We start from the raw sequence: 21130 nt of genomic DNA on the forward strand, positions 1-21130 counted from the left end.
GCAATTGCGAAAGAGCGATGAGTCAGGGAATACGCGGCAGCGCCTGACTTATTGAAACTGCCGAATTGGTCACTTCGCCGGAAGGCTGGAACTCCAATCGAACTGGCTGAGAGGTCAGGATAACAAGCCCTTACAGAGATGTGAGGGCTTTTTCGTTTCTGCGTATCAGGTAAGAGTATCGACTTGGTAATCTGGGATAGTTCCGGCCAGTCAATGGGGTTTGTGCTCTTTCCGATGCATAGAAATATGCCGCTCTTATATGTCAACCAAGACCCTCTATGTGTTAAGCACCTCCACACATAACAATTTTCAAGCCTCGCAGATTGCGGGGCTTTTTGCTTTTAAGAATTCGCATCTATGGTGAAGAGGTATCACACCTGCCTTCCAAGCAGTGGTCGCCAGTTCGATACTGGCTAGATGCTCCAGAACCTGCTACCTCAGGAGTCGGCCTTAGGGCGCTGGATAAACGTCACCAGCAAAAGACCATGCCATGGAAGTTGACCCCTTCGAAGGCATGGCACCCATTCCCCGAATTTACCGTCACGCCAAAACCAGTCATCACCCGCAAAAATACCCTTATCTGCTCAGTGACAACGGTGCGGCGGTAAACCTCTATGTGTTTAGTCAGAAATGAAGCGTCGTGAAAATGGGCGACGGGAAGATGCTTGAACATCTCCCCGCCATCAGCTCGTGCTTGAAATCACGAACAAACCGAAGACCCATCCGTCTGATCAGACACGATGAACTTATATCGGATTTGTTCAAGCCACAACGTGAAAATTCTCAATTTTGAACAAGTCCCCAAAATGGGGGTGGAAATGAAAATCATGCCGGACAAAATCGCATCAACAGCAAGCTATTGCGTGTCAGGCACACTTGTATGTGGAGGCAGCGTGTCCCAATGGTTGAGCGCAATCGACTGGAATACCGTTGCTGTGATAGGCGGTCTCATGGTGGGTGTTGCAACCTACCTAACCAATATCTACTTCAAGCGTCGCCAAACCAAAGCGTATGAAGCGGCGTTAAATCGCGGCTACATCACGCCACCACCGCAAGAGGATTAACTCATGGCTGCATCGGTTAGAAAAGGCATAGTTGGAGGCACGTGTGCCGTGATGACCATTATCGCTATTGTCGTCTCTAACGGTGCTGTAAGAACGAGCGAGCCAGGACTCGAACTTATAGGTGACGCAGAGAGCTGTCAGCGTGACCCATACGTTTGCCCAGCTGGTGTACTTACAGACGGCATTGGAAATACGCACGGTGTAAAGCCCGGCGTAAGAAAGAGTGACGCTCAAATAGCTGCTGACTGGCAGAGGAATATCCTGCAAGCAGAAGCCTGCGTAAACAAATACGCAAACGGCAAGAAGTTGAACCAAGGCCAGTTTGACGCCACGGTATCAGTGACCTTCAACGTCGGCTGCGGCACGATGCAAAAGTCCACGATGTTCTGGTTGTTCAGGCAGGGAAAGATGAATGATGCGTGCAATGAGTTTCCCCGCTGGGTTTATGGCGACGGCAAGAAATTGCCCGGCTTAGTTATCCGACGTGAAAAAGAAAAGGCCATGTGCCTGAAGGGGTGAGTGATGGTCATTAATTATTTCCGGATCGTCATCACCATCCTCTTCGCGCTAATCATCGGCGTTCTGCTCTGGGCAGCCTTTCACTATTACGGAAAGACCATCACCCAGCAGTCAGAAATATCAGTAGCAACCCAAGCGAAAGAACAGGCCGAGTTCATCACAAAAACTCAGGCTCTTTCGGTGAACATCTTCAACACTATTGCTGGAGCAACTCTGGATGAACAGAAAACCAATGTTGCTTCAAGTCAGGCGCGTCAGGTCATCATTAAAACGATTCTGCAAACAGAGCCGTGTGCTGTGGTTGTTGTTCCTGCTGCCGCTAATGACCAGCTGCTCTCGCACTACAACACAATACGTTCAGGTGCCGGTAACGCCGATACCAGCCAGCCTTCTCCAGTTGTGTCTGCCATCTCCACCACCAAGTGACCCGTTAACCTATGGCGCTTCAGTCATGTGGAACGAGCTCCTGCTCACTGAAATACAGAACTGCAACACACAGATATCAGGCATCAAGCAAATCGAAGAGGCCAGACAGAAATGACTAAGAAAGAGTTTTTCCTTCAGGCTTATCTTGCGGCACTTGCTGGCAACCCAATCAACCGCGGCATGATGTCTTGTGGAGTTAGTAGTTCCGGCGGTGGCTTTAATAATACAGAAAGCCATGTGCGTCTTTGTTCGTCTATTGCGGCTGCGGCCACAAAGGAAGTCGAAGAGCGAGGTTTATTTGAAGTCTCAGAGGATCAGCCATGATTAGCAAAATTCTCGCGTGGCTATTCGCATTCTTTTACACACCAGTCCCTAACAAAGTAATCCAGCCCCCAGAGGTAGAAACCATGTCCGAACCATTAGTAGATGAAGTAGCAGCGCCTGTAGTCGCCCCTGTAGTTGAAGCAGCCCCCGCCGCAGTAGTCAGCGTAACGGTCACCCCGGCAGTTGCCGACGAAGTGAAAGCAGGCGTTGCTGATTTCGAAGCAGCATTTAGCTTCGTAGAAAGCGGCATCGCTCAGTTGGGTGAAGCTGCAAAAGACGAGCTGAAAGAACTGGCTAAGAAATACCTGTAACAACCCAGATCATGAAGAGGCTGCCTACGGGCGGCCTTTTTTATGTCTGGCACCAAACGCGCATCTCACGCGCAATTCCACGAGAGCCTTTCAGTAAGCGAGCCTGAGAACAGCCGTTATAGGTGGCGACCTCTCTCGGGCGGCTTTTCTGTGAGACAGGCTCACTTTCTAAAAGGTAATTCGCTATGAAATATCCGACAGTAATTGTTAACGGCGTATCTGTCCGAGTCGATGCTCAAGGGCGATACAGCTTGAATGATCTCCATGCTGCTGCGGTTCTCAAAGGAGAAGCTACCGACTCACAACGACCTAGCCTCTTTATGCGTAGCTCTCAAATTAAACGATTCGCCCAAGCTTTGACCGAAGCACAAAAATGCGCTTCGGTAGAAATCATCAAAGGCGGGTTGCAGCAGGGCGTTTGGGGGTTGGAACTGATAGCCATTAGATATGCGGCATGGCTAAGCCCTCAATTCGAAATCAGGGTTTACGAGACATTTCGCGAAGCAGTGTTAAACGGTATCAGTAACATGAACAGGTTGAACCGGTTAGATCTCCTCATTGCTCATGAAACCGAAGCGGTCAGTGATTGTGCTCGCAAAATGAACCACTGGGGAGTTGGTGGACGCAAGAAGCTCTTAATCTCAACCCGCGAAAACATCATAGAGCAGATCGACCCGGACATGGTCGCCATAATGCAGGGGAAAGCAGCATGACAGAAGCAACGAAATTAAATATCGACGTATCAGTAAATACTCATTACCCAAATGAGCAGGAGATTCAGGAAGTCATCGAAGACGTTCTTTCCAGCCATATCGGAGATACGTGGGGTGAGAATATGCTAAATACAATGCGCAAAGAAATAACAGCCAGAATATTGCCAGCAATCAGCTACGACATTGTTATTCATGACCGCGGGCAACGGCATCACATTGACATCAAGTTCTAATAACAGATGGTCATTACAAAGCGTCTTCCAACCAAGGCGCTTGATAATGACGTATTCCCCCCGACAAGGGATTAGGTGTGTTGCCTACGCAGGAGGTGATCTCATCTGGCTGACGGGTAAGCCGTAAGTGGCACATTAACTGCGTGAGCCGTGATGAATGCTGCGAAACCTCATTCAATTATCATCGGGGTGAACCATGGAACTATTTGAAGAAGACATGGGACGCATTATTGAGAATCACCCCATGATAGGCCAGCGCCGCTACATCCCCAATGTGGAAGGCGTCATCACCGTAGAGAGTGCCTGGCTGATAGAAGGCGAGGTGCAGCTCTTCGGGATAATCTCACCGCCGCTCGACAATGATGGCGAGATGATTGACCACATCGAAGTTCCTGTTTATCTCAGTGAGCCCATTCACTAAAGCAGACTCACGAGTTTCCCATTCGCGAGCCGCTCTGTCTCGCCTCCATCCATGTTAGCTATGACGCATCTCCTCACTGCAGAGCGCATGGATTATTGGATAGCGGAGAATGCCCCGAAGTTACCGGTCATAGCAGCCCGAGCAAGCTGTGGCAGAAGAATTGTGAATACACACCGAGGTTAACCATGGCAAAGGTATATGCGCATATTGGGTTGAAAGCGAAATGGTGGGTAAAGCCATACCTTCTTTGCTGTAAAGCTGCCGCCTATTCAAGACTGCTGCGTGAAAAACATATCGATGGAGTTACTCGCTTTATCGTGGAAAACGGATTCAACATCATCGCAAGGTGAAACCCATGGCACTGAAAGCAACGAAAGAAATAACAGTGCCACTGTATGGCGTGCAAGTCGTCATTTGCTCTTCCGCAGACGCAGCTGATAAGAAGTTCGGGAAAGGGTTTCTATATCGAAACTATACCGCGCAAGTATCAGTGGTTACTTGCCCAAAATATCAAATAGACATGGTGGCTATCTGCTTCTCAAGCCCTGATAGTTACAACGCAGAATGCCTGACCCATGAATGCGTACACGCAGCATGGAGAATACTTGAACTCGTTGGCATCAAAGTATCAGTAGATAACCAAGAGCCTCTCGCCTATCTGGCAGGCTGGTTATCTCGTCAGGTGAACAACTTCATGATGAACCACATAGAGGCTCAGCAGCAGCCGAAGGAATAACGAATGACCAAACCAGATTGGGAGGCCATCGAATCGGCGTACCGAGCTGGTTCCTTGTCTATCCGGGCAATTGCAGAAAAACATGGTGTGAGTGATACCGCCATCCGTAAGAAAGCGACACTTCACAACTGGCAGCGCGACCTTACCGAGAAGGTAAAGACGGCCACCAAGTTAAAGCTTGTTCGCACAGAGGTTCGCAATGACGGTTCGCAGTCAAAGGTGCGAACTGATGAAGAAATCATTGATGAAGCATCTGATGCAACCGCCGAATTAGTGCTAAGCCACCGAGAGGGGCTTAAAGGCTGGCGAGAGATTACGAATAAGCTCAGAGAGTTTGTGGAAGACACAGTAATCACGGCTGAGAATCACGCTTCAATGGCTCGCACAATTGCTGCCGGCGTTGACGCTCAAATCAAAGTGATCGCCGCTGAGCGCAAAGCCTATAACCTCGATACTGACGAGGGAAACAAAACGGTCAATAACATCTCTGACCTGATGGATTCATTGTCTCAGGGGGCGTAATGAAACCTGAGCACCTCAAGTTGCTGGCAGACAAAGACTGGCGACTGAATAATCTCTATTGGATTACGGACAAAGAAGGCAAGCCTGTACGCTTCAGGATGACACCTGAGCAGCGCGAGTACTTCGAAGGCATCCACACACGCAACATCATTCTTAAGGCTCGCCAACTCGGCTTCACGACTGAGGTTTGTATCATTCAGTTGGATGCTGCTTTGTTCGAGTCTGCAAAGTGCGCCCTGATTGCCCACACGTTGAACGACGCTAAGCGACTGTTCCGTGAAAAGGTGAAATACGCCTACGACAAATTACCCGATGAGATTAAAGCAGCTAACCCTGCGAGCAATGACTCTGCCGGGGAGTTGGTATTCAAGAAGGGCGGCTCACTCTACGTCAGCACGTCATTTCGTGGCGGCACGCTGCGCTACCTGCACGTTTCAGAGTTCGGCAAGATATGCGCCAAGTATCCAGACAAAGCTCGTGAGATTGTCACAGGCGCGTTTGAAGCGGTATCAACCGGATGCTTTGCCACTATCGAAAGCACTGCTGAAGGTCGCGCTGGTTACTTCTTCGATTACTGCCAGACGGCTGAGAACGCTCAGTTGCAAGGCAAGCCGTTATCTCCACTGGATTGGAAGTTCTTCTTCTTCTCTTGGTGGAAGAATCCGCTGTATGCAATTGACCCTGTTGAAGCGCTCCCTGACCGCCTCACTGATTATTTCGATGAAATGCTTGCCAAGCATGGCGTAGTTCTCAATGAACGCCAGAAAGCCTGGTACTACGCCAAAGAGAAAACGCTCGGCGATGACATGAAGCGGGAATATCCAACTATCCCTGCTGAGGCATTTCAGCAGTCTGTCGAAGGCGCTTACTACGCCCAACAATTCCGCTTCCTCTACACCAACAAGCGCATCGGCACCTTGCCTGATAACTCACACCTTCCCGTTCACACGTTCTGGGATATCGGTGTTGGTGACTCTACGGCCATCTGGTTTGTACGTGAGGTTGGAGAAGAGTTCCACATCATCGACTACTACGAAAACTCCGGTGAAGGTTTGAGGCACTACATGAAAGTGCTTAAAGACCGCGGCTACAACTATGCACAGCACTGGGGGCCACACGATATAGAAAATCGTGAGTTTGGTTCTGACGCTAAGTCGCGTAAGCAACTCGCTAAAGAAGGCTACGAGATTGACGGTCAGATGCACTCAATGACCTTCACTGTCGTTCCGAAAGTCGGCGTTGATACCGGCATAGAGTCTGTGCGTGAAATCTTACCTCGCTGCATCTTCGATGCTGCTAAATGCGAAGTAGGCGTATCGCACCTCGAAGGCTATCGGAAAGAGTGGGACGACAAGCGCGGGTGCTGGAAAGATAAGCCTCTCCATGACTTCACATCTCACGGCGCTGATGCATTCCGTTACTTTGCAGCAGCCAAAAACAACAAGAAACCAATCAAAACTACGGTTCGCCCATTCTCTGCTTAATTGGACAATAAAATGACTGATGACGTTCGTAAAAGGTCAGCAAAAATCGAGGCCATCGCCACGTGCTGGCCGATGATTACTGCCTTGCTCGGCGGCACACCAGCAATGCGGCAGGCAGGAAAGACATATTTGCCTCAATGGCCGAATGAGGATGAGGGCTTTTACAAAAACAGGAAAGACACGGCTACGTTATTCCCTGCGTTTCCTCGCACGGTTGAAGTGTTGAGCGGGAAGCCATTTTCCCGTCCAATTACAACCGGCGATGACGTCCCTAAAAGCATTCAAGCAATGTTCGACGACATCGATTTGCAAGGCACCAATCTGCATAGCTTCCTGGCTAACGTTTGCGAGGCGGCTCTCGGGTACGGTATTGCAGGCATTCTGGTTGACTATCCACATTCAGAAGGCGTCAAAACTATCGCAGAAGAAAAGGCTCTTGGACTCCGGCCTTACTTTGTGAAGATTGACGCCGAGTGCCTGCTTGATTTCCAGTCACAGCGCATTAATGGCTATGAGACGATCACCAAGCTGCGTTTCGTGGAAATGGTGGCCGAGACGTCGCCAGAAGATGAGTTCAAAGAAGAAATCATTGAGCAGGTGAGGGTGCTGGATATTGGCCGGTGGCGGACATACCGCAAGAAAGAAGACCCGGTTACGCACGAGAAAAAGTGGCTACTGCATGAAGAAGGCACTACCAGCCTTCAGAAAATACCTTTCGTGCCGATTTACGGCGAGAAGATTGGCTTCATGCGCTCACGCCCACCGATGGCAGAGCTCGCTTACCTGAACGTAGAGCACTGGCAAACGAAAAGCGACCAGCAGACCATTCTGCATGTTGCCCGTGTACCAATCCTTTTCGGCAAGGGGATGGATAGCGAGCAGGACATCACGGTAGGGGCTGCAAGCGCGGTAATTTCTGACAAAGATAATGCCGACCTTAAGTATGTTGAGCACTCAGGCAAGGCAATTGAGTCAGGCCGCCTCTACATACTCGACCTTGAAGATAAGATGCGGCAAATCGGCGCAGAACTCCTCGTGGTTAAGCCAGGGCGAATCACCGTAGCCCAGACAATGGCTGAAGATGAGTCTGGAACCTGTGCATTGCAGCGCATCGTTGGCGACCTACAAGATGCCGCTAATCAGGCAATTCAGTTGCTCGCTGACTGGATTAAAGAGGCCAAAGGCGGAAGCATATCTATCTTCCGAGACTTCGGCGCAGCATCGCTTGCAGAAGCCTCTATGGATATCCTCATGGAGATGAACGTCGCAGGTACGCTGTCGAATGAAACTCTATTCTCCGAAGTGAAACGCCGAGGGATGATTAGTCCTGACGTGGAATGGAAAGATGAGCAGGAAAAAATCAAATTACAACCGCCTAAGCCGGGAACTACTCAGCTCAGCGCGTAAGTAATTCACCCCATACCAGCCCATGCATAACGCGTGGGCTTTTTTATTGCTGAAACCTGCGGATGCAGACCAGCGCACCGAGTCGGATGGCTCACGAAATAAGGTTGGATGACCAGTATGAAACTGAAACTCGACGAACAAGGCCATGTAGTTGTTCAAGATGGCAAGCCTGTATACGTGCATGACGATGGCAAAGAAGTGGCTTTCGATGCAGTGGGTACTGTATCCACCATCGGGAGACTCAATGCTGAAGCAAAGTCTCACCGTGAACGCGCGGAGACAGCAGAGAACACGCTGAAATCCTTCGATGGGATTGCAGACCCTGATGCTGCCCGAAAGGCGTTGAAGGTTATTGAGAACCTCGACTCTAAAAAATTGGTTGATGCCGGTGAAATCGAAAAGGTTAAAACCGAAGTCGCGAAAGCTTTAGAGCAGAAATATCAGCCATACGTTGAGAAATCTGAGCGTCTGGAAGCAGAGTTGCACGGCGAGAAAGTCGGCGGCGCATTTACCCGCTCAAAACTCATCGGCGAGCGTTTTGCAATTCCGGCTGACTTGGTACAGGCCAAGTTCGGTAGCGCATTCTCTCTGGAAGAAGGGAAGATTGTCGCTAAAGACAGTTCTGGTAACAAAATCTATAGCCGCTCATCACCTGGCGAATTGGCAGGGTTTGATGAAGCGCTGGAAATCCTCGTGGATGCCTATCCCCACAAAGACCACATCCTTAAAGGTAGTGGCTCATCCGGTAGCGGAGCTCAGGGTGGTGGTTCGCAGGGCGGTAAGCGCACAGTGACCCGATCTCAGTTCGATAGCATGTCACAAACAGATCAACTAGCGATGGCGAAGTCAGCCCAAAAAGGCGAAGTCACCATCGTTGATTAACACCAGCCGTAACTAGTGCCAAAGCCAAGCCTAAAAACTTGGCTTTTTTTATTGGAATTATCCCCGGATGGGGCTCGCGAATGGGCTGGATGGCTCGACGCAAAGAAAAATTCACTCATTTAAACAAATCTGGAGATATGCCTCATGGCAAACACATTGACGGGTCTCATCCCGACTATTTACGAAGCGCTGGATGTTGTTTCTCGCGAGCAAATCGGCTTCATCCCGGCTGTATCACGCAACTCAAGTGCTGCACGCGCTGCGTTGAATGAAACAATCATGATCCCAATCGCACCACAAGCGGCGCTGGCGGATAACACCCCTGGCGTAACTGCGCCAAACACCGGCGATCAGACCATCGGCAACGTCACCATGACCATCAGCAAATCGAAGCACTATCCGATTCGCTGGAATGGTGAAGAACAGCGCGGTATGAATAATGCTGGTACATACGGCGGCCTGCTGATGAACCAGTTCTCACAGGCATTCCGTACGCTGTCCAACCAGATTGAAGTCGATTTGTTCAACACCGCATATCAGGGCGCATCACGTGCTTACGGCACCGCTGCAACTGCACCATTCGGTGTCGCTGGCGATCTGTCTGATATTGCTCAGGTTCGTAAGATTCTTGACGACAACGGTGCTCCGCAGTCTGACCTTAACCTCGTTCTGGGTTCAAGCGCGATTGCAAACCTGCGTGGTAAACAAAACGTCCTGTTCAAAGTTAACGAATCCGGCACTGAAGACCTGTTGCGCCGTGGCGTGATTGGTTCTCTGGAAGGTCAGATGATCCGCAACTCTAACGCCGTTCAGGCAGTAGCAAAAGGTACCGGTGCAAGTTACACCACTGATACCGCTGGTTACGCTGTAGGTGCGACTGCAATAACCCTGATCACCGGTACCGGTACCGTTCTGGCAGGTGGCACCGTGACCTTCGCTGGTGACGCAAACAAATACGTCGTTGCTGGTGGTGTTGCTGCACCGGGCGTCATCACTTTGGCGGCTCCTGGTTTATTGCAGGTCATCCCTGCTGCTGCTACCGCAGTGACTTTGGGCGCTACAGCTACGCCTAACCTGTCATTCAGCTCAAGCGCTATTCAGCTGATCACCCGCTCACCGCAAATGCCTATCGGGCCAGATGGTCGCGCGATGGACATGGCTGAAGACGTCATTCAGGTTACTGACCCAGTGTCAGGCATCGTGTTTGACATCGCAGTGTACCGTCAGTACATGCAGTTGGTTTACCACGTGCGCCTTGCATGGGGTTGCCAGGCCATCAAGTCAAATCACATCGCAATGCTGCTGGGTTAATCAAAGATACAGGGGGCGAACTTTGCCCCCTTACCTAAGGATTAAGAATGATTATCGAAACTGTAAAGGTTGCCGCAGACACTACGGATGAAAATCCTCTGGGGTATGTGGTGATCAACAAATCTGACTTGACCGAAGAGCACGCGCTTTTCGAAGAGGCAGGGAAGAAAAAGACCAAAGCCAAAGGCTCGGAAGCATCAACTGAGGGTGAATGAGATGGCCTTAACAGACGCTCAAATGACTGACGTTCGCCGGTACATGGGTTATCAGCTTAGCGGAACCACAATGCCTATTACGGTCAATCAAGACTTGGTTTACGTGAAGTTCGGCATGGTGACTATGTCGCTGTATCAGCGCTTAACAACGCTCAGTGCCAGTGAAGAAAGCGTTATGGATAACTATCTCTCCAAAATTAGCGCGCTTGAGACGGCTGTTACAGACTCAAGCGACAACCTTGATACTGATCAGGCCGCTGTTTGGTACCACAATAAAAACGAAGTGAATGACCGCATGAAGCTTTACAACCTGTGGCGGCGGCAGATGTGTGAGTTTCTGGGTGCCGCTCCAGGGCCATCTCTCGGGCAGGGCGGAACGCGACTTGTAAGGGGCTGATATGGACGCTGCAAAGCTGAGAAACAAAGTCTATATCGGCTATGGTAAAGCAGCGCAGAGGATTGGCTACGTGGCTCAGCAGTTCAGGGCTGCCAGCGCATTCAATCCACTGCAAACTACGCCTCTGCAATCTCTCAACGCTTCATTCACCACCAATTTCAACTACAGCGCGCCGAACAAATACGGACAGGCTACATGGCTTGGTGTATTCGACGGACGTCAATTTGTTGTCGGTGATTTCCTTTCCTCACCTGAGGATGGCGTTTTCTTTGTGGCCGCAATGCAAACCACGCTGCCGATTTACTGCGTTCAGGCTAACCGGACTATTTCGGTGCTGAGAACAAGTCAGGAAGATGCGGGCGGCGTGATTGGTTACGGCGGAACAACAGCGGAAAACGAAGTCGCGTTGATGACTGGATGGCCTGCAAGCATTCTGAATGGTACGAAGGGTGAGAAATCACCTGTCAACCTGCCGGCAGACGCGAAAACGCCGTGGTATCTCCTGCTGTTCCCGTCCTACGGTGACATCATCCTGCGAACGAGTGACGTCATCACCGATGACATTGGGCGCAGATACATAGTTTCCAGCGCTGAACTCACTGATATGGGGTGGCGTGTAACTGCCATGCAGGGCTTGGTGTGATATGGCTGACCAATCAGACGTAATGAACCTGCTTGCTGCGAAAGCTGCGGCAGTGGCCTACCCGAACGGAACCGGCTCACCCAGCATTACCGGGGCTATCGTGAAAGTCTATCCGGGCTGGCCTGTACCAAACAAACTTCAGGCTGACATCAACAATGGCGGCGTACACATCACCATTTACCCGCTGCCAACTGAGAAAAAAATCAGCTCAACGCTTGGCAGGCCTTACCGTGTTATCACAACAGGAACGCCAACGCTAATCGCTACCGTTTCAGGCCAGACGGTTACCTTCAGCGGTGCGGTATCAACGCCAACTAACGTCTATTTCCTGATTGATAAAGTCGGCTATCACTACTCAGTACAGAGCAATGACACGCTGACGACTATCGCAACGGCAATGGCAATTCAGATAGTCGGAGCAACGAGTGTCGGCGCTGTCGTGACAATTCCAAGCGGGATTTCAATCGTGGCTCGTACTGGTGGCATCGGTACAGCGGCCAGAGAGCTACGCAGACAGGCTAAAGACTTCCAGATAACCATCTGGGCACCTACGCCAGCGCTGCGTGACACGATAGCCTCAGCGCTCGATATAGCCCTATCAGAAGAGAGCAATATTTCACTCTCTGACGGAGCGCCGGCGTATATGGTTTACACCCGTTCGTTTCAGTCCGATGCCAGCGAGAACTATCTCGTTTATCGTCGCGACTTTATCTACACCGTTAATTACGCAACAACCCAAACAATCGATGCCGCTCAGGTCGTCGCACCTGTCATGCATATTACAGACACATCAAACAACCCCATCAAAACAATTCTGGAGTAAACCATGGCAGATTCTGACGATTTGGCACCCGCTGCCACTTCAACCGTAACCAGCTCATCGAACAAAGGACTTGGCTTTATCTTGGTTGTTCGCCACGCCTTTGCTGATTACCAAATCGGTGAAGAGATTACGGACGTATCACAGATTAAAGAGATCATCGAAGGCGAGCAGGCTGTATACGTGATTAAACGCGCCGCTTAAAACCTCTCCCTAAATTCACATCAGAACCCGCCTTGAGCGGGTTTTTTATTGGAGTAAAAACATGCCGATTTATCAGTCAGGCAGTTTAAATACGACGGCGCTCACGGCTCCTGATTTGTACGTTCAGGTGGTGGCTCCGAAAACCCGCTATATCAACGGCGTTGCCACTGATGGTCTCGGTATTGTAGGGATTGGCAGTTGGGGGCCAGTAAACAGCGCTTATCTCATCGGCTCAGCTAACGATCAGACTCAATATCTCGGCGCTCAGCAAGTGCGGAAATATGACCTTTCCACTGCGGTCGCTATTTCGCTTCAGCTGGGAGCGACAAACATCAACGCTGTACGCGTGACAGACGGCACTGATGTAGCGGCAAGCATCCCGCTCAAGGACGTGGCAACCACGCCGGTAACTGGTGCAACGCTTACTGCTATCTACACCGGCATACGTGGTAATACGATGCAGGCAGCGATTACGGCTGGCACCGCGAATAACACGTTCAAACTGACGATTAATCTGCCTGGTCAAAGCGCAGAGGTGTTCGATAACATCGCAGGAACCGGCGCAACACTTTGGGCGAATTTGGTCAGTGCTGTGAACAACGGTCAAACAAGTGTTCGTGGTGCAAGTCAGTTGGCTGTAGCAACCATTGGCACGAGTACTGCTCTGCCAAACGTCACGCTTACCTACACAATGACCGGCGGCACTGACGGTGCGACAACCATCACCGATACCATTTTGCTGGGTACAGATGGCACAAGTACAACACGCAAAGGGATGTATGCGCTGCGCGGCACCAACTCGCAGGTCATCAACCTTGTCGATGTGACTGACACCACGTCATGGCCTACCATGGCGACCTTTGCGCTGGCTGAGGGCTCTTATGCTATCGGGCAGGGCGCGGCAGGCACCACATATTCTGCGCTGGCAACACTGCTCAATACCGCAGGCGTGGACAGCTATGCATTCAAAGCCATTGTCGGTGACTGGCCTTACTGGGTAGACACGGTTAATGGCATCAATCGCATGATTGCGCCGGCAACCTTCGAGGCTGCCAATATTGCCTCACGCGCACCGCACATCTCAACGCTGAATAAGTCCATCGGCACAGTGGTTTCCACACAGCGCAATCTGGCTAACCAGCCTTATTCAATCGCTGAAATCGGCGCGATTAACTCAGCGCGTTTAGACGTCATCACTAACCCATGCCCGGGCGGTAATTACTACGGCATGCGTTCAGGTCGAAATACCAGCTCTCTGAGCACGACCAACGATGACACCTATACCCGCATGACCAACTATCTGGCACTGACACTTGCAGCAAGCTTCGGCGATGTTGTAGGCCAAGACCAGACTGTAGACCTACGCCGCGAGACAAAAAGCACCATCGAGTCATTCCTGTCGAACCTTGAACTGCAAGGCATGATTGGCGATCCGAATGGTGGTCCAGCGTTCTCTGTGAAAATCGACGCTTCAAACAACCCAGACTCACAAGTCGCGCTTGGCTACATGATCGCCGACGTACAGGTCAAATACCTCAACGTGGTTCGCTACTTCCTGATCAACCTGGAAGGCGGCGGCAGCGTCTCCGTCACAGTTTCTAACTAATAACCCCTAGACCCGCTTCGGCGGGTTTTCTTTTTGGAGTGCGCCAATGCCTAGCTTAGGTTACACAATGGGTCGTGATGTCGCCGTCGACATCAACACGCCTACCGGAAAACTTCGAATTCCTAAAATCATGGACTTCGACTCAAAACCTCAGTTAACCACCAACAAAATCACGCCGCTCAACGGCATCACCGATGAATTGCAAATCCCTACTGGTTGGAACGGCACCATCACTGCTAAGCGCATGGATGGGACGCTCGATGACTTCTGGGCACAATGGGAAGATAACTACTTCAACGGTATTGACCAGCAGCGCGGCACCATCACTGAAACCATCACCGAATCTGACGGCACTGTAAGCGTATATCGCTATGAAGGTGTCTCATATCACCTCACTGACGCCGGTAAAAAGTCCGGTGACAAAGAAGTCGACCAAGTCCTTTCATGGACTGCTAACCGCCGTAAGAAAGTCGGCTGATAAGGGAATAAAATGGCTAATGTAAAAGTGCATCAGAACCCAGAAGAAAAAGTGAAAGTCGCTGTAGAGGACAAACCGAATCAGGTAGTCGACGCACAAGGTCGTGTCATCAAGTTTCGTGACCTAAACCCTCTGCAAGAATCTCGCTTAGTTCTCGCCGTGGGGTCGGAGGCCGCAACCAATAACGTCTACATGTATACGTTTGCTTTCCCAGCAGCAAAAGTTGAGAGCATTGATGGCGATGAGTATGCCTGCCCGTCTAATCAGGCTCAGATTGATGGCATGATCACCATTCTTGGTAAAGATGGCATGGCTGCTGTGCTCTCTCATTTCAATGAACTGGCAGAGACAGCGATTGCTGCAAAAGATGGACATGCAGCAATAAAAAACTAGCCCAGAACCCCGATTTTCGTAGTAGATGTTGGATTATGAAAAACGGGGTTCCTTTTAGCGTGGTTTTTGATGTCAAAACCCTCATGCCACATGAGAGGGACGCGATGTCTATCGTATTTTCTGAGCTTGAAGGAGCTAAATTCAACTGGCATTCATGGGAGTGGGAGAAACAAGAATGAAAGAATTAGATGGATTTCTTGGAGCTGCACTTCAGTTTGCTGCTGTTGATATAGCGATAAAGGCTAATTTGCATAATGCGCTTGAAGAAGCCGCAAAACGCATTGAGGCTTCAGCTAAAGCTGAGATTGGACACTATCAGCCAGCCGCAGGCCCATTCAATGAGTGGGATCAGTTAGCTGATAGTACCGAAGCTGATAAGGCGAGAAAGGGATTTCCATCAGATGCTCCATTAGAAAGAACGGGACAATTCAAAGAGTCATGGGAGCATGAAACTGAAGGGCTTGAAGCTGTCATCGGCTCCAAGGATGAGCGAGCGCCTTGGTTTGAGTTCGGAACTCCCAAAATGCCGCCTAGACCGGTACTCGGTCCGGCAGTTGTGCATAACGGTGAGTTCATCAAAAAGATTATCGGGAAAGCCACTGTGAACGGACTAATAGGCGGCTCGCCAATTCATCCTGATGCTGGATATGACGACCTCGTATAAATTGCGCACCTTTGCATACTGGCGGTGCTAGTGTTTATGAAGATAAATAGCAGAGGTGATTTATGAGATATCTATTCCTATCCGCCATGCTGCTGCTTGCCTTCGATGGCTCCGCAGCAGGTATGGATGAAGTCTATGCGAAAATAAATGGCACATGCACGGCGCAGACCTGCCCGCCAGGTTCATTAGTGCAGGTGGTGGCGACGCCGAGTGATACGGGCGACGCGCAAGGCTCTGACGGCGAGATTTACCCATTACTCAGTCTTACCGGCATTAAGTTGCGAGTAGTAAGGCAAGATGAAAAGTGCAGCGTTTGCGCGGTGACATCCGTTGCTGGTGGCATGTCATATTCAATTGACAGGGCTTTCCTGAAACGAGCCAAGTAAGCAAAAACAATTCAATTAAACCTCGCTCCGGCGGGGTTTTTTAATGCCAAAATTCCGGAGCACGCAATGGATATTGAAGCCTATAAAGTCGCGGTGAAAGTATCGCTTACTGAGAATGTAACAGCCGGATTACTCGCAATCTCTCGTAAGTTCGGCGACACGAATAAACAGGCGCAATTGTTCCAAGAGCGCATGGCTCAGATTGGCAAGATGACGCTGGCAGGCGGAGCTTTGGTTGGTGTTGGACTGATGATCACCAAAGGGCTGGATGCAACCATTAAGGCTGCAAACGACCTTGTGAAGGCCCAAAACGACTTCAAAACACTGAATCTTACAGTTCAGGAAAATGCGCAAGTTAACTCGACGGCGCAAAACGTTTCGCATCAGATCCTTGGAACGACGATTGCCGGTAACATCCGATTAATTCAAGACTTGCACACAGCTTTAGGTGACCTGCACCACTCAATCGAACTGGCACCAATGTTTGCCAAGTACGAGTCAACCATCGGAATGGCACTTGGCGAGCATGCTAAAGACGGCATGGTGAACGCCGCGGCAAGAGCGCTTGAGCATCGTGGCGGCGCGGTGGTTAACAATCCAGCAGAGTTCCAAAAAGAATTAGAATGGATGTCCCAGGTGCAACTGGCATCTAAAGGCCGCGTAAGTCCTAAAGATTTCCTTTCGGCATCGCAGTCAGGGAAGATGGCCTATACGCTTCTTGATCCGCAATACCTTTACGGCGCGTTCTCTGGCCTAATGTCAATGAATGGCGGGTTCCAATCAGGTACGGCATTAATGACTACGTTCAGTTCTCTGATCGGTGGTCATATGGACAAAAAAGCAAAAGGATTCCTTGCTGACCTGGGGATGTCAGAAGAAAGCGTCAGTAAAGACCGCATGACGATGATGAAAAATGCCATGAAAGGCATGTCGCCAGAAGACAGAAAAATCTACATGCAAAGCTTGGGGGGAGAGTCGCTTCTGAGCGGCGGCCTTAAGCCGGAATACGTGAAGATGTTTTCGAATCCAGACCAGTTAGCTGCAGTCATGGCAGATAAAATTAGAGCAAGGTTTGGTAAAAATCTGACTGACACTGAAGTCGCAGAGATGATCGCTAAGAACTTCAACCGTAATACCGGTGGATTCCTTGGACAGCATATTCTTAACGCGCAGAAACTCCGAAAGGATGCCGCTATCTTCCGTCATTCCCAAGACTTCGGGGCAGCTTACGACACCTACTTAAACTCACCAGACGGCGCTGGAATGGCCTTGTCATCAGCATGGACGAATTTCAAGGCAGTGCTCGGTATGCAACTTATCCCAATGTTAACAAGTGCGACTATGGGCATGGCTAAATTCGTAGATACGCTGAGCAAGCTTGCTGAAGATCATCCTCTGCTGACCAAGTTTGGCATGTATGCCGCGGCGGTAACTGCTGGCCTAACAATCATATCTGGCGGGGTAATGCTTTTAGGCGCAACCATCATGGCTGCAAGGCTGGTTGGCTCGTTAGGGGTGGTAAGTTCTTTCGCTACTCTGCTTGGTGGTCCCGTCGTATGGGCAATTGTAGCTGCAGCCGGTGCATCGTATTTGCTCTATAAAAACTGGGACAAAATCAAACCAGAAGCCAAGAAGATGGGTGATGAGTTTGGTGGGATAATGAAGGATATTATCAAGAGGGCAGCACAAGTTGGTGACTACATGAGTCACTGGGGTTTATGGAAGTCTCTTGATAACTTCTACAATAATTTGGTCATTGGTTTTAATAATGTGTTCGATACGATCATCGGATATATGAACCGCATTCCAGGTGTAAATCTGCTTACCTCCCAGCAAAGTGCCGTCAAGAATCGCGGAATGGATTTGCTGGGAGACGTCAATCTTTTAACAGGCGGTCCAAAGAAACCAGCAGCGATTGATACGTCGACCTATGGCGGTGCTTATGCCAACGCTGTTGGCTCTCAGGGTAAATCATCATCCCAGAGCTATGCCGACGGCATGAAATCGATGTATCAGAATTCCTCTGTCCCAGTGCCAGGGAAAACCGGTCAGACAATCCAAGTTAACAGCACGATTAATATGGATGGTAAGCAGATAGCGACCGGTGTCACCAAGCATCAGACGCGAGAAGCGACAAAAGCCCCATCTGGCCCAAGTGCTTTCGACTCATCAATGCTGATGACTTACCCAGGTCAAGTAAGCGCGGTCTCAACCAACTAACGGAGTGATCATGTCGTTCACAAGCGCACTGAATAACTTCGCACAGGGGTTAGATCCAACGGTTACTCGCCTAATTCTCGGGGGCTTCGAGTTTCTTGATTTCGAAGTCCCTGAGCGTATAGCGATACCTGGCAAACAGAAGACAGTTCTGCATCAGATGATCGGCGGCAAACGCACGATTGATGTTCTTGGTGTTGAGTATGACCCGCTGTCATGGTCAGGTATTTTTACAGGGGCGCAATCGGGTGACCGGGTAACGCAACTGGAGAGAATGCGAGATGCAGGCGAGCAGGTGACACTGACGCTTGATGGCTACAGCTTCACCGTGGTCATCACTGCGTTTACGCCAACGTATGAGTTCATCTACCGCAGGCCATACACGATTGAAGTGGCCGTAGTATCGAGCAACGCTTCACCTCTGCGCGTGGATGCCCTTACCGGCGCTCTGGACGCTCTGGTGAATAGCGATGTCGGTACAGCATTGGGGCTGTCAGATGTAATCAACGTTTCATCTGTAACTTCTGCGGTAACAACTGTTCAGACTGCGGTTAAAGCCGTTACTGACATCGCACATGCCACTGTGGACACCGTTCAGACGATAGTCAGGCCGATAGTAGCGGCACAGGTCATCGTGCAGCAGACAATCGGACAGCTTGAATCAGCGGCTAACGATATCACTACGCTTGGTGGCCTTGTTCCGGGCAATCCAATTTCAAAAACTATCAGCAATCTGCTTACGCAGGCCGATTTAACAACACGTACACCTGCGCTTTACAGCCTTCAAAGTGTGCTCGGCAGACTGAACAAAAACGTGCAATCTGGGCAGACGGCTGACGGCGTGAAGACGGTGACACTCAGCGGCGGAAATCTTTATCAGGTCGCATCAGACCAGTATGGAGACGCATCTCTGTGGAGTAGTCTGGCATCAGCAAACAACCTGACCGACCCGCAACTGACCGGTATCAACACGATCATCATCCCATCTAACCCAACGAGCCAATAATGGACGTAAACAATCCGATTATTACCTCCAGCGCCCGCCAAATCAGCGGGCGTTGTCTTTTGAATGGGGTGGAGGTTCCTTTTGTCTCGTTTGATGTTGAGAACAACTCATTCAGAGGTGCGGGAACGTTTAACCTGACTTTGGCAACATCGGCATTACCGGCAGATATGGGTTTGCTGAGTTACTGGGCGGCGCAGACCACGATTAAAGTTGAGCTTTCAGTTTCTGTTATCAGTCAGTCCGGCACAGATGAAAAGCGTCTTATTGTTGGCAACATCGACACCTGGCACTTTGACCCAGCACGATTTGAAATAACTGCTGACGGGCGCGACCTGACAGCACTGATGATTGATGCCAAATCAGCAGGTGAAAGCTTTAAGAACTACACCAGTTCGCAGATAGCGACAATTCTTGCTCAGCGGCACGGCCTGACGCCAGTAGTCACGGCAACGACTGGCAGGTTTGGCGAATTCTACCAAATAGACTCAGCGCACCTGACCGGTGAACAAACGGAATGGGACTTGATAACCACGCTGGCAGGCATAGAGAACTTCAATGTTTACGTCGATGGCGAGAATCTGGTGTTCGCGCCGGTAACTGACCCAGCAAAAGCTGATAACTACGTGATCCGCTGGCAGCCGCCGGGCATGCTCGCTTACCCGCAATGCAACATGTCAGAAGACCTTTCATTCTCCCGTGCGCTGACGATTTCCAAGGGCGTGACAGTGGAAGTGCTGAGTTGGAATGCTAAGCGTAAAAACAAACAGTTTGTAGCCTCTTACCCCAAGTATGCCAAAGGCACAACACCAGGCAATGCGACGTCGAAAACTCAGGTTTACAGGGTTATTCGCAACGGCCTTTCACCTGAAGCAGCGACCGCGCTGGCTCAAAAAATCTACCGTGATGTCATCCAGCATGAGATGAAATTTACCGGCTCGACTGCTGGCGACAATCTGCTTACTCCTGAAACGATGGTGCGTATTGAGGGGACAGCAAGCCCGTTTGACCAACTTTACTACTGCGACAGCGTGCGCCGTACATTGAGTTGGGATACCGGATACACGATGACCATCTCAGGGAAAAACCACAGTCCTGCATTGGAGGTTTCACAGTGAGAGCATTAATGAATGCCGTAACTGGCAGGGCTCAGCAAGCTAATGCTGGGTTTACTGGAACACGTCAGGGAACGGTAACCGCTTACGACCCGAAAACCTACTCAGTCAAAGTTCAGTTACAGCCAACTGGAGAGGAGACAGGATGGATACCGCTCGCTACAACGTGGGTTGGCAACGGATACGGTTTAGTTGCTGGACCAATGCTTGGCGCGGTTATTTCTGTCGAGTTTGATTCTGGGAATGCAAGTAACGGAATGGCAGTTGGTCAGTTCTTCAATGATGTCGATCGCTGTCCGGGTCCGCCTTCTGGTCAGTTCTGGGTTATCGACTCATCGGGCTCCTCAATCAAGCTCACCAATAACAAAAAGGTGACCGTAACCGATGGTGGCGGCTCAACAGTTGTCATGAACGGCGATGGGACTGGCACACTGAATTTCGCTTCCGGTCTGACGATCAATGCAGCAAACACACAGGTGAACGGTGATCTTCAGGTTTCTGGAAGCATCAAAGACCAGAACGGAGCTAAAGACACGGTTCAGAAAATTCGTGACATATTCGACGCTCACGTCCACAACGGCGTTCAGACCGGCGGCGGATCAACAAATATCCCGACCACTCAGATGTAGGTGACCC

The 21130-nt window shown here is 50.3% G+C and carries 30 protein-coding genes and 1 tRNA gene; all 31 read left to right on the forward strand.

What is annotated here, in order from left to right; genetic code table 11:
* The first annotated feature begins 351 nt into the window (after positions 1-351).
* Positions 352-425, forward strand: a tRNA-Gly gene (locus J1782_RS25105).
* Positions 426-490: 65 nt separating this feature from the next.
* Positions 491-634 (forward strand): hypothetical protein, encoded by a 144-nt coding sequence (locus J1782_RS25110; protein WP_217154153.1) that lies wholly within the window; start codon positions 491-493, stop codon positions 632-634.
* A 184-nt stretch (positions 635-818) separates the two neighbouring features.
* Complete coding sequence (locus tag J1782_RS25115) at positions 819-1064, forward strand: phage holin (RefSeq protein ID WP_217154154.1); 246 nt, start codon at positions 819-821, stop codon at positions 1062-1064.
* A 3-nt stretch (positions 1065-1067) separates the two neighbouring features.
* Positions 1068-1583: a lysozyme gene (locus tag J1782_RS25120; protein WP_217154155.1), complete on the forward strand. Its 516-nt coding sequence runs from the start codon at positions 1068-1070 to the stop codon at positions 1581-1583.
* Between the two features lie 3 nt (positions 1584-1586).
* A complete protein-coding gene (locus tag J1782_RS25125) occupies positions 1587-2009 on the forward strand; it encodes a hypothetical protein (protein WP_217154156.1) in 423 nt (140 codons plus the stop codon).
* 111 nt (positions 2010-2120) lie between these two features.
* Entirely contained in the window at positions 2121-2333 is a 213-nt protein-coding gene (locus tag J1782_RS25130) for a hypothetical protein (protein ID WP_217154157.1), read from the forward strand.
* Positions 2330-2644, forward strand: a complete 315-nt coding sequence (locus J1782_RS25135; protein WP_217154158.1) for a hypothetical protein — start codon at positions 2330-2332, stop codon at positions 2642-2644. Before J1782_RS25130 ends, J1782_RS25135 begins: the two co-directional genes overlap by 4 nt.
* A 185-nt stretch (positions 2645-2829) precedes the next feature.
* Complete coding sequence (locus J1782_RS25140; protein ID WP_217154159.1) at positions 2830-3357, forward strand: KilA-N domain-containing protein; 528 nt, start codon at positions 2830-2832, stop codon at positions 3355-3357.
* Positions 3354-3590, forward strand: coding sequence for a hypothetical protein (locus tag J1782_RS25145; protein WP_217154160.1), 237 nt, complete (start codon positions 3354-3356; stop codon positions 3588-3590). The genes J1782_RS25140 and J1782_RS25145 overlap by 4 nt, the downstream gene beginning before the upstream one ends.
* A 196-nt stretch (positions 3591-3786) precedes the next feature.
* Positions 3787-4011 carry a hypothetical protein gene (locus J1782_RS25150; RefSeq protein WP_217154161.1) on the forward strand — a complete coding sequence of 75 codons (225 nt, stop codon included), beginning with the start codon at positions 3787-3789 and terminating at the stop codon, positions 4009-4011.
* 185 nt (positions 4012-4196) lie between these two features.
* On the forward strand, positions 4197-4361 hold the full coding sequence (locus J1782_RS25155) for a hypothetical protein (protein WP_217154162.1): 165 nt from the start codon (positions 4197-4199) through the stop codon (positions 4359-4361).
* 5 nt (positions 4362-4366) lie between these two features.
* A complete protein-coding gene (locus J1782_RS25160) occupies positions 4367-4747 on the forward strand; it encodes a hypothetical protein (RefSeq protein WP_217154163.1) in 381 nt (126 codons plus the stop codon).
* Positions 4748-4750: 3 nt separating this feature from the next.
* Positions 4751-5269, forward strand: coding sequence for a hypothetical protein (locus tag J1782_RS25165; protein ID WP_217154164.1), 519 nt, complete (start codon positions 4751-4753; stop codon positions 5267-5269).
* Entirely contained in the window at positions 5269-6753 is a 1485-nt protein-coding gene (locus J1782_RS25170) for a terminase (protein ID WP_217154165.1), read from the forward strand. Before J1782_RS25165 ends, J1782_RS25170 begins: the two co-directional genes overlap by 1 nt.
* Positions 6754-6765: 12 nt before the next feature.
* Positions 6766-8160: a DUF4055 domain-containing protein gene (locus tag J1782_RS25175; RefSeq protein ID WP_254303167.1), complete on the forward strand. Its 1395-nt coding sequence runs from the start codon at positions 6766-6768 to the stop codon at positions 8158-8160.
* Between the two features lie 117 nt (positions 8161-8277).
* Complete coding sequence (locus J1782_RS25180; protein ID WP_217154166.1) at positions 8278-9042, forward strand: DUF6651 domain-containing protein; 765 nt, start codon at positions 8278-8280, stop codon at positions 9040-9042.
* 144 nt (positions 9043-9186) lie between these two features.
* Positions 9187-10353: a P22 phage major capsid protein family protein gene (locus J1782_RS25185; protein ID WP_217154167.1), complete on the forward strand. Its 1167-nt coding sequence runs from the start codon at positions 9187-9189 to the stop codon at positions 10351-10353.
* A gap of 47 nt (positions 10354-10400) precedes the next feature.
* On the forward strand, positions 10401-10568 hold the full coding sequence (locus tag J1782_RS25190) for a hypothetical protein (RefSeq protein WP_217154168.1): 168 nt from the start codon (positions 10401-10403) through the stop codon (positions 10566-10568).
* Positions 10569-10638: 70 nt separating this feature from the next.
* The gene (locus J1782_RS25195; RefSeq protein WP_254303168.1) at positions 10639-10965 is read left to right on the forward strand and encodes a hypothetical protein; all 327 of its coding nucleotides are present in this window, start codon (positions 10639-10641) and stop codon (positions 10963-10965) included.
* A 1-nt stretch (position 10966) separates the two neighbouring features.
* Positions 10967-11608 (forward strand): hypothetical protein, encoded by a 642-nt coding sequence (locus J1782_RS25200; protein WP_217154170.1) that lies wholly within the window; start codon positions 10967-10969, stop codon positions 11606-11608.
* A 1-nt stretch (position 11609) separates the two neighbouring features.
* Positions 11610-12431: a hypothetical protein gene (locus J1782_RS25205; protein WP_217154171.1), complete on the forward strand. Its 822-nt coding sequence runs from the start codon at positions 11610-11612 to the stop codon at positions 12429-12431.
* A gap of 3 nt (positions 12432-12434) precedes the next feature.
* The gene (locus J1782_RS25210) at positions 12435-12632 is read left to right on the forward strand and encodes a hypothetical protein (RefSeq protein WP_217154172.1); all 198 of its coding nucleotides are present in this window, start codon (positions 12435-12437) and stop codon (positions 12630-12632) included.
* A 61-nt stretch (positions 12633-12693) separates the two neighbouring features.
* Entirely contained in the window at positions 12694-14238 is a 1545-nt protein-coding gene (locus J1782_RS25215; RefSeq protein ID WP_217154173.1) for a phage tail protein, read from the forward strand.
* 67 nt (positions 14239-14305) lie between these two features.
* Positions 14306-14716 (forward strand): hypothetical protein, encoded by a 411-nt coding sequence (locus J1782_RS25220; RefSeq protein ID WP_254303169.1) that lies wholly within the window; start codon positions 14306-14308, stop codon positions 14714-14716.
* A gap of 12 nt (positions 14717-14728) precedes the next feature.
* Positions 14729-15109: a hypothetical protein gene (locus J1782_RS25225; RefSeq protein ID WP_217154175.1), complete on the forward strand. Its 381-nt coding sequence runs from the start codon at positions 14729-14731 to the stop codon at positions 15107-15109.
* Positions 15110-15284: 175 nt separating this feature from the next.
* Entirely contained in the window at positions 15285-15773 is a 489-nt protein-coding gene (locus J1782_RS25230) for a hypothetical protein (RefSeq protein WP_217154176.1), read from the forward strand.
* 62 nt (positions 15774-15835) lie between these two features.
* Entirely contained in the window at positions 15836-16159 is a 324-nt protein-coding gene (locus J1782_RS25235; RefSeq protein WP_217154177.1) for a hypothetical protein, read from the forward strand.
* 66 nt (positions 16160-16225) lie between these two features.
* Positions 16226-18379, forward strand: a complete 2154-nt coding sequence (locus J1782_RS25240; protein ID WP_217154178.1) for a hypothetical protein — start codon at positions 16226-16228, stop codon at positions 18377-18379.
* 10 nt (positions 18380-18389) lie between these two features.
* Positions 18390-19382, forward strand: coding sequence for a hypothetical protein (locus J1782_RS25245; RefSeq protein ID WP_217154179.1), 993 nt, complete (start codon positions 18390-18392; stop codon positions 19380-19382).
* Positions 19382-20497 (forward strand): phage late control D family protein, encoded by a 1116-nt coding sequence (locus J1782_RS25250; RefSeq protein WP_217154180.1) that lies wholly within the window; start codon positions 19382-19384, stop codon positions 20495-20497. The genes J1782_RS25245 and J1782_RS25250 overlap by 1 nt, the downstream gene beginning before the upstream one ends.
* 8 nt (positions 20498-20505) lie before the next feature.
* On the forward strand, positions 20506-21123 hold the full coding sequence (locus tag J1782_RS25255; protein WP_254303170.1) for a phage baseplate assembly protein V: 618 nt from the start codon (positions 20506-20508) through the stop codon (positions 21121-21123).
* The last annotated feature ends 7 nt before the right edge of the window (positions 21124-21130 follow it).

It is taken from the genome of Rahnella sp. BCC 1045 (assembly GCF_019049615.1).
GTDB classification, from domain to species: Bacteria; Pseudomonadota; Gammaproteobacteria; order Enterobacterales; family Enterobacteriaceae; genus Rahnella; species Rahnella contaminans.

Excerpts from the sequence above, each read along its gene's own strand:
- J1782_RS25175 (WP_254303167.1), top strand. The coding sequence starts at position 6,766 with ATGACTGATGACGTTCGTAAAAGGTCAGCAAAAATCGAGGCCATCGCC.
- J1782_RS25180 (WP_217154166.1), top strand. The coding sequence starts at position 8,278 with ATGAAACTGAAACTCGACGAACAAGGCCATGTAGTTGTTCAAGATGGC.
- J1782_RS25135 (WP_217154158.1), top strand. The coding sequence starts at position 2,330 with ATGATTAGCAAAATTCTCGCGTGGCTATTCGCATTCTTTTACACACCA.
- J1782_RS25130 (WP_217154157.1), top strand. The coding sequence starts at position 2,121 with ATGACTAAGAAAGAGTTTTTCCTTCAGGCTTATCTTGCGGCACTTGCT.
- J1782_RS25195 (WP_254303168.1), top strand. The coding sequence starts at position 10,639 with ATGCCTATTACGGTCAATCAAGACTTGGTTTACGTGAAGTTCGGCATG.
- J1782_RS25140 (WP_217154159.1), top strand. The coding sequence starts at position 2,830 with ATGAAATATCCGACAGTAATTGTTAACGGCGTATCTGTCCGAGTCGAT.
- J1782_RS25165 (WP_217154164.1), top strand. The coding sequence starts at position 4,751 with ATGACCAAACCAGATTGGGAGGCCATCGAATCGGCGTACCGAGCTGGT.
- J1782_RS25230 (WP_217154176.1), top strand. The coding sequence starts at position 15,285 with ATGAAAGAATTAGATGGATTTCTTGGAGCTGCACTTCAGTTTGCTGCT.
- J1782_RS25185 (WP_217154167.1), top strand. The coding sequence starts at position 9,187 with ATGGCAAACACATTGACGGGTCTCATCCCGACTATTTACGAAGCGCTG.
- J1782_RS25250 (WP_217154180.1), top strand. The coding sequence starts at position 19,382 with ATGGACGTAAACAATCCGATTATTACCTCCAGCGCCCGCCAAATCAGC.
- J1782_RS25125 (WP_217154156.1), top strand. The coding sequence starts at position 1,587 with ATGGTCATTAATTATTTCCGGATCGTCATCACCATCCTCTTCGCGCTA.
- J1782_RS25115 (WP_217154154.1), top strand. The coding sequence starts at position 819 with ATGAAAATCATGCCGGACAAAATCGCATCAACAGCAAGCTATTGCGTG.
- J1782_RS25225 (WP_217154175.1), top strand. The coding sequence starts at position 14,729 with ATGGCTAATGTAAAAGTGCATCAGAACCCAGAAGAAAAAGTGAAAGTC.
- J1782_RS25155 (WP_217154162.1), top strand. The coding sequence starts at position 4,197 with ATGGCAAAGGTATATGCGCATATTGGGTTGAAAGCGAAATGGTGGGTA.
- J1782_RS25160 (WP_217154163.1), top strand. The coding sequence starts at position 4,367 with ATGGCACTGAAAGCAACGAAAGAAATAACAGTGCCACTGTATGGCGTG.
- J1782_RS25150 (WP_217154161.1), top strand. The coding sequence starts at position 3,787 with ATGGAACTATTTGAAGAAGACATGGGACGCATTATTGAGAATCACCCC.
- J1782_RS25110 (WP_217154153.1), top strand. The coding sequence starts at position 491 with ATGGAAGTTGACCCCTTCGAAGGCATGGCACCCATTCCCCGAATTTAC.
- J1782_RS25215 (WP_217154173.1), top strand. The coding sequence starts at position 12,694 with ATGCCGATTTATCAGTCAGGCAGTTTAAATACGACGGCGCTCACGGCT.
- J1782_RS25210 (WP_217154172.1), top strand. The coding sequence starts at position 12,435 with ATGGCAGATTCTGACGATTTGGCACCCGCTGCCACTTCAACCGTAACC.
- J1782_RS25245 (WP_217154179.1), top strand. The coding sequence starts at position 18,390 with ATGTCGTTCACAAGCGCACTGAATAACTTCGCACAGGGGTTAGATCCA.
- J1782_RS25200 (WP_217154170.1), top strand. The coding sequence starts at position 10,967 with ATGGACGCTGCAAAGCTGAGAAACAAAGTCTATATCGGCTATGGTAAA.
- J1782_RS25145 (WP_217154160.1), top strand. The coding sequence starts at position 3,354 with ATGACAGAAGCAACGAAATTAAATATCGACGTATCAGTAAATACTCAT.
- J1782_RS25240 (WP_217154178.1), top strand. The coding sequence starts at position 16,226 with ATGGATATTGAAGCCTATAAAGTCGCGGTGAAAGTATCGCTTACTGAG.
- J1782_RS25205 (WP_217154171.1), top strand. The coding sequence starts at position 11,610 with ATGGCTGACCAATCAGACGTAATGAACCTGCTTGCTGCGAAAGCTGCG.
- J1782_RS25220 (WP_254303169.1), top strand. The coding sequence starts at position 14,306 with ATGGGTCGTGATGTCGCCGTCGACATCAACACGCCTACCGGAAAACTT.
- J1782_RS25235 (WP_217154177.1), top strand. The coding sequence starts at position 15,836 with ATGAGATATCTATTCCTATCCGCCATGCTGCTGCTTGCCTTCGATGGC.
- J1782_RS25190 (WP_217154168.1), top strand. The coding sequence starts at position 10,401 with ATGATTATCGAAACTGTAAAGGTTGCCGCAGACACTACGGATGAAAAT.
- J1782_RS25255 (WP_254303170.1), top strand. The coding sequence starts at position 20,506 with ATGAATGCCGTAACTGGCAGGGCTCAGCAAGCTAATGCTGGGTTTACT.
- J1782_RS25170 (WP_217154165.1), top strand. The coding sequence starts at position 5,269 with ATGAAACCTGAGCACCTCAAGTTGCTGGCAGACAAAGACTGGCGACTG.
- J1782_RS25120 (WP_217154155.1), top strand. The coding sequence starts at position 1,068 with ATGGCTGCATCGGTTAGAAAAGGCATAGTTGGAGGCACGTGTGCCGTG.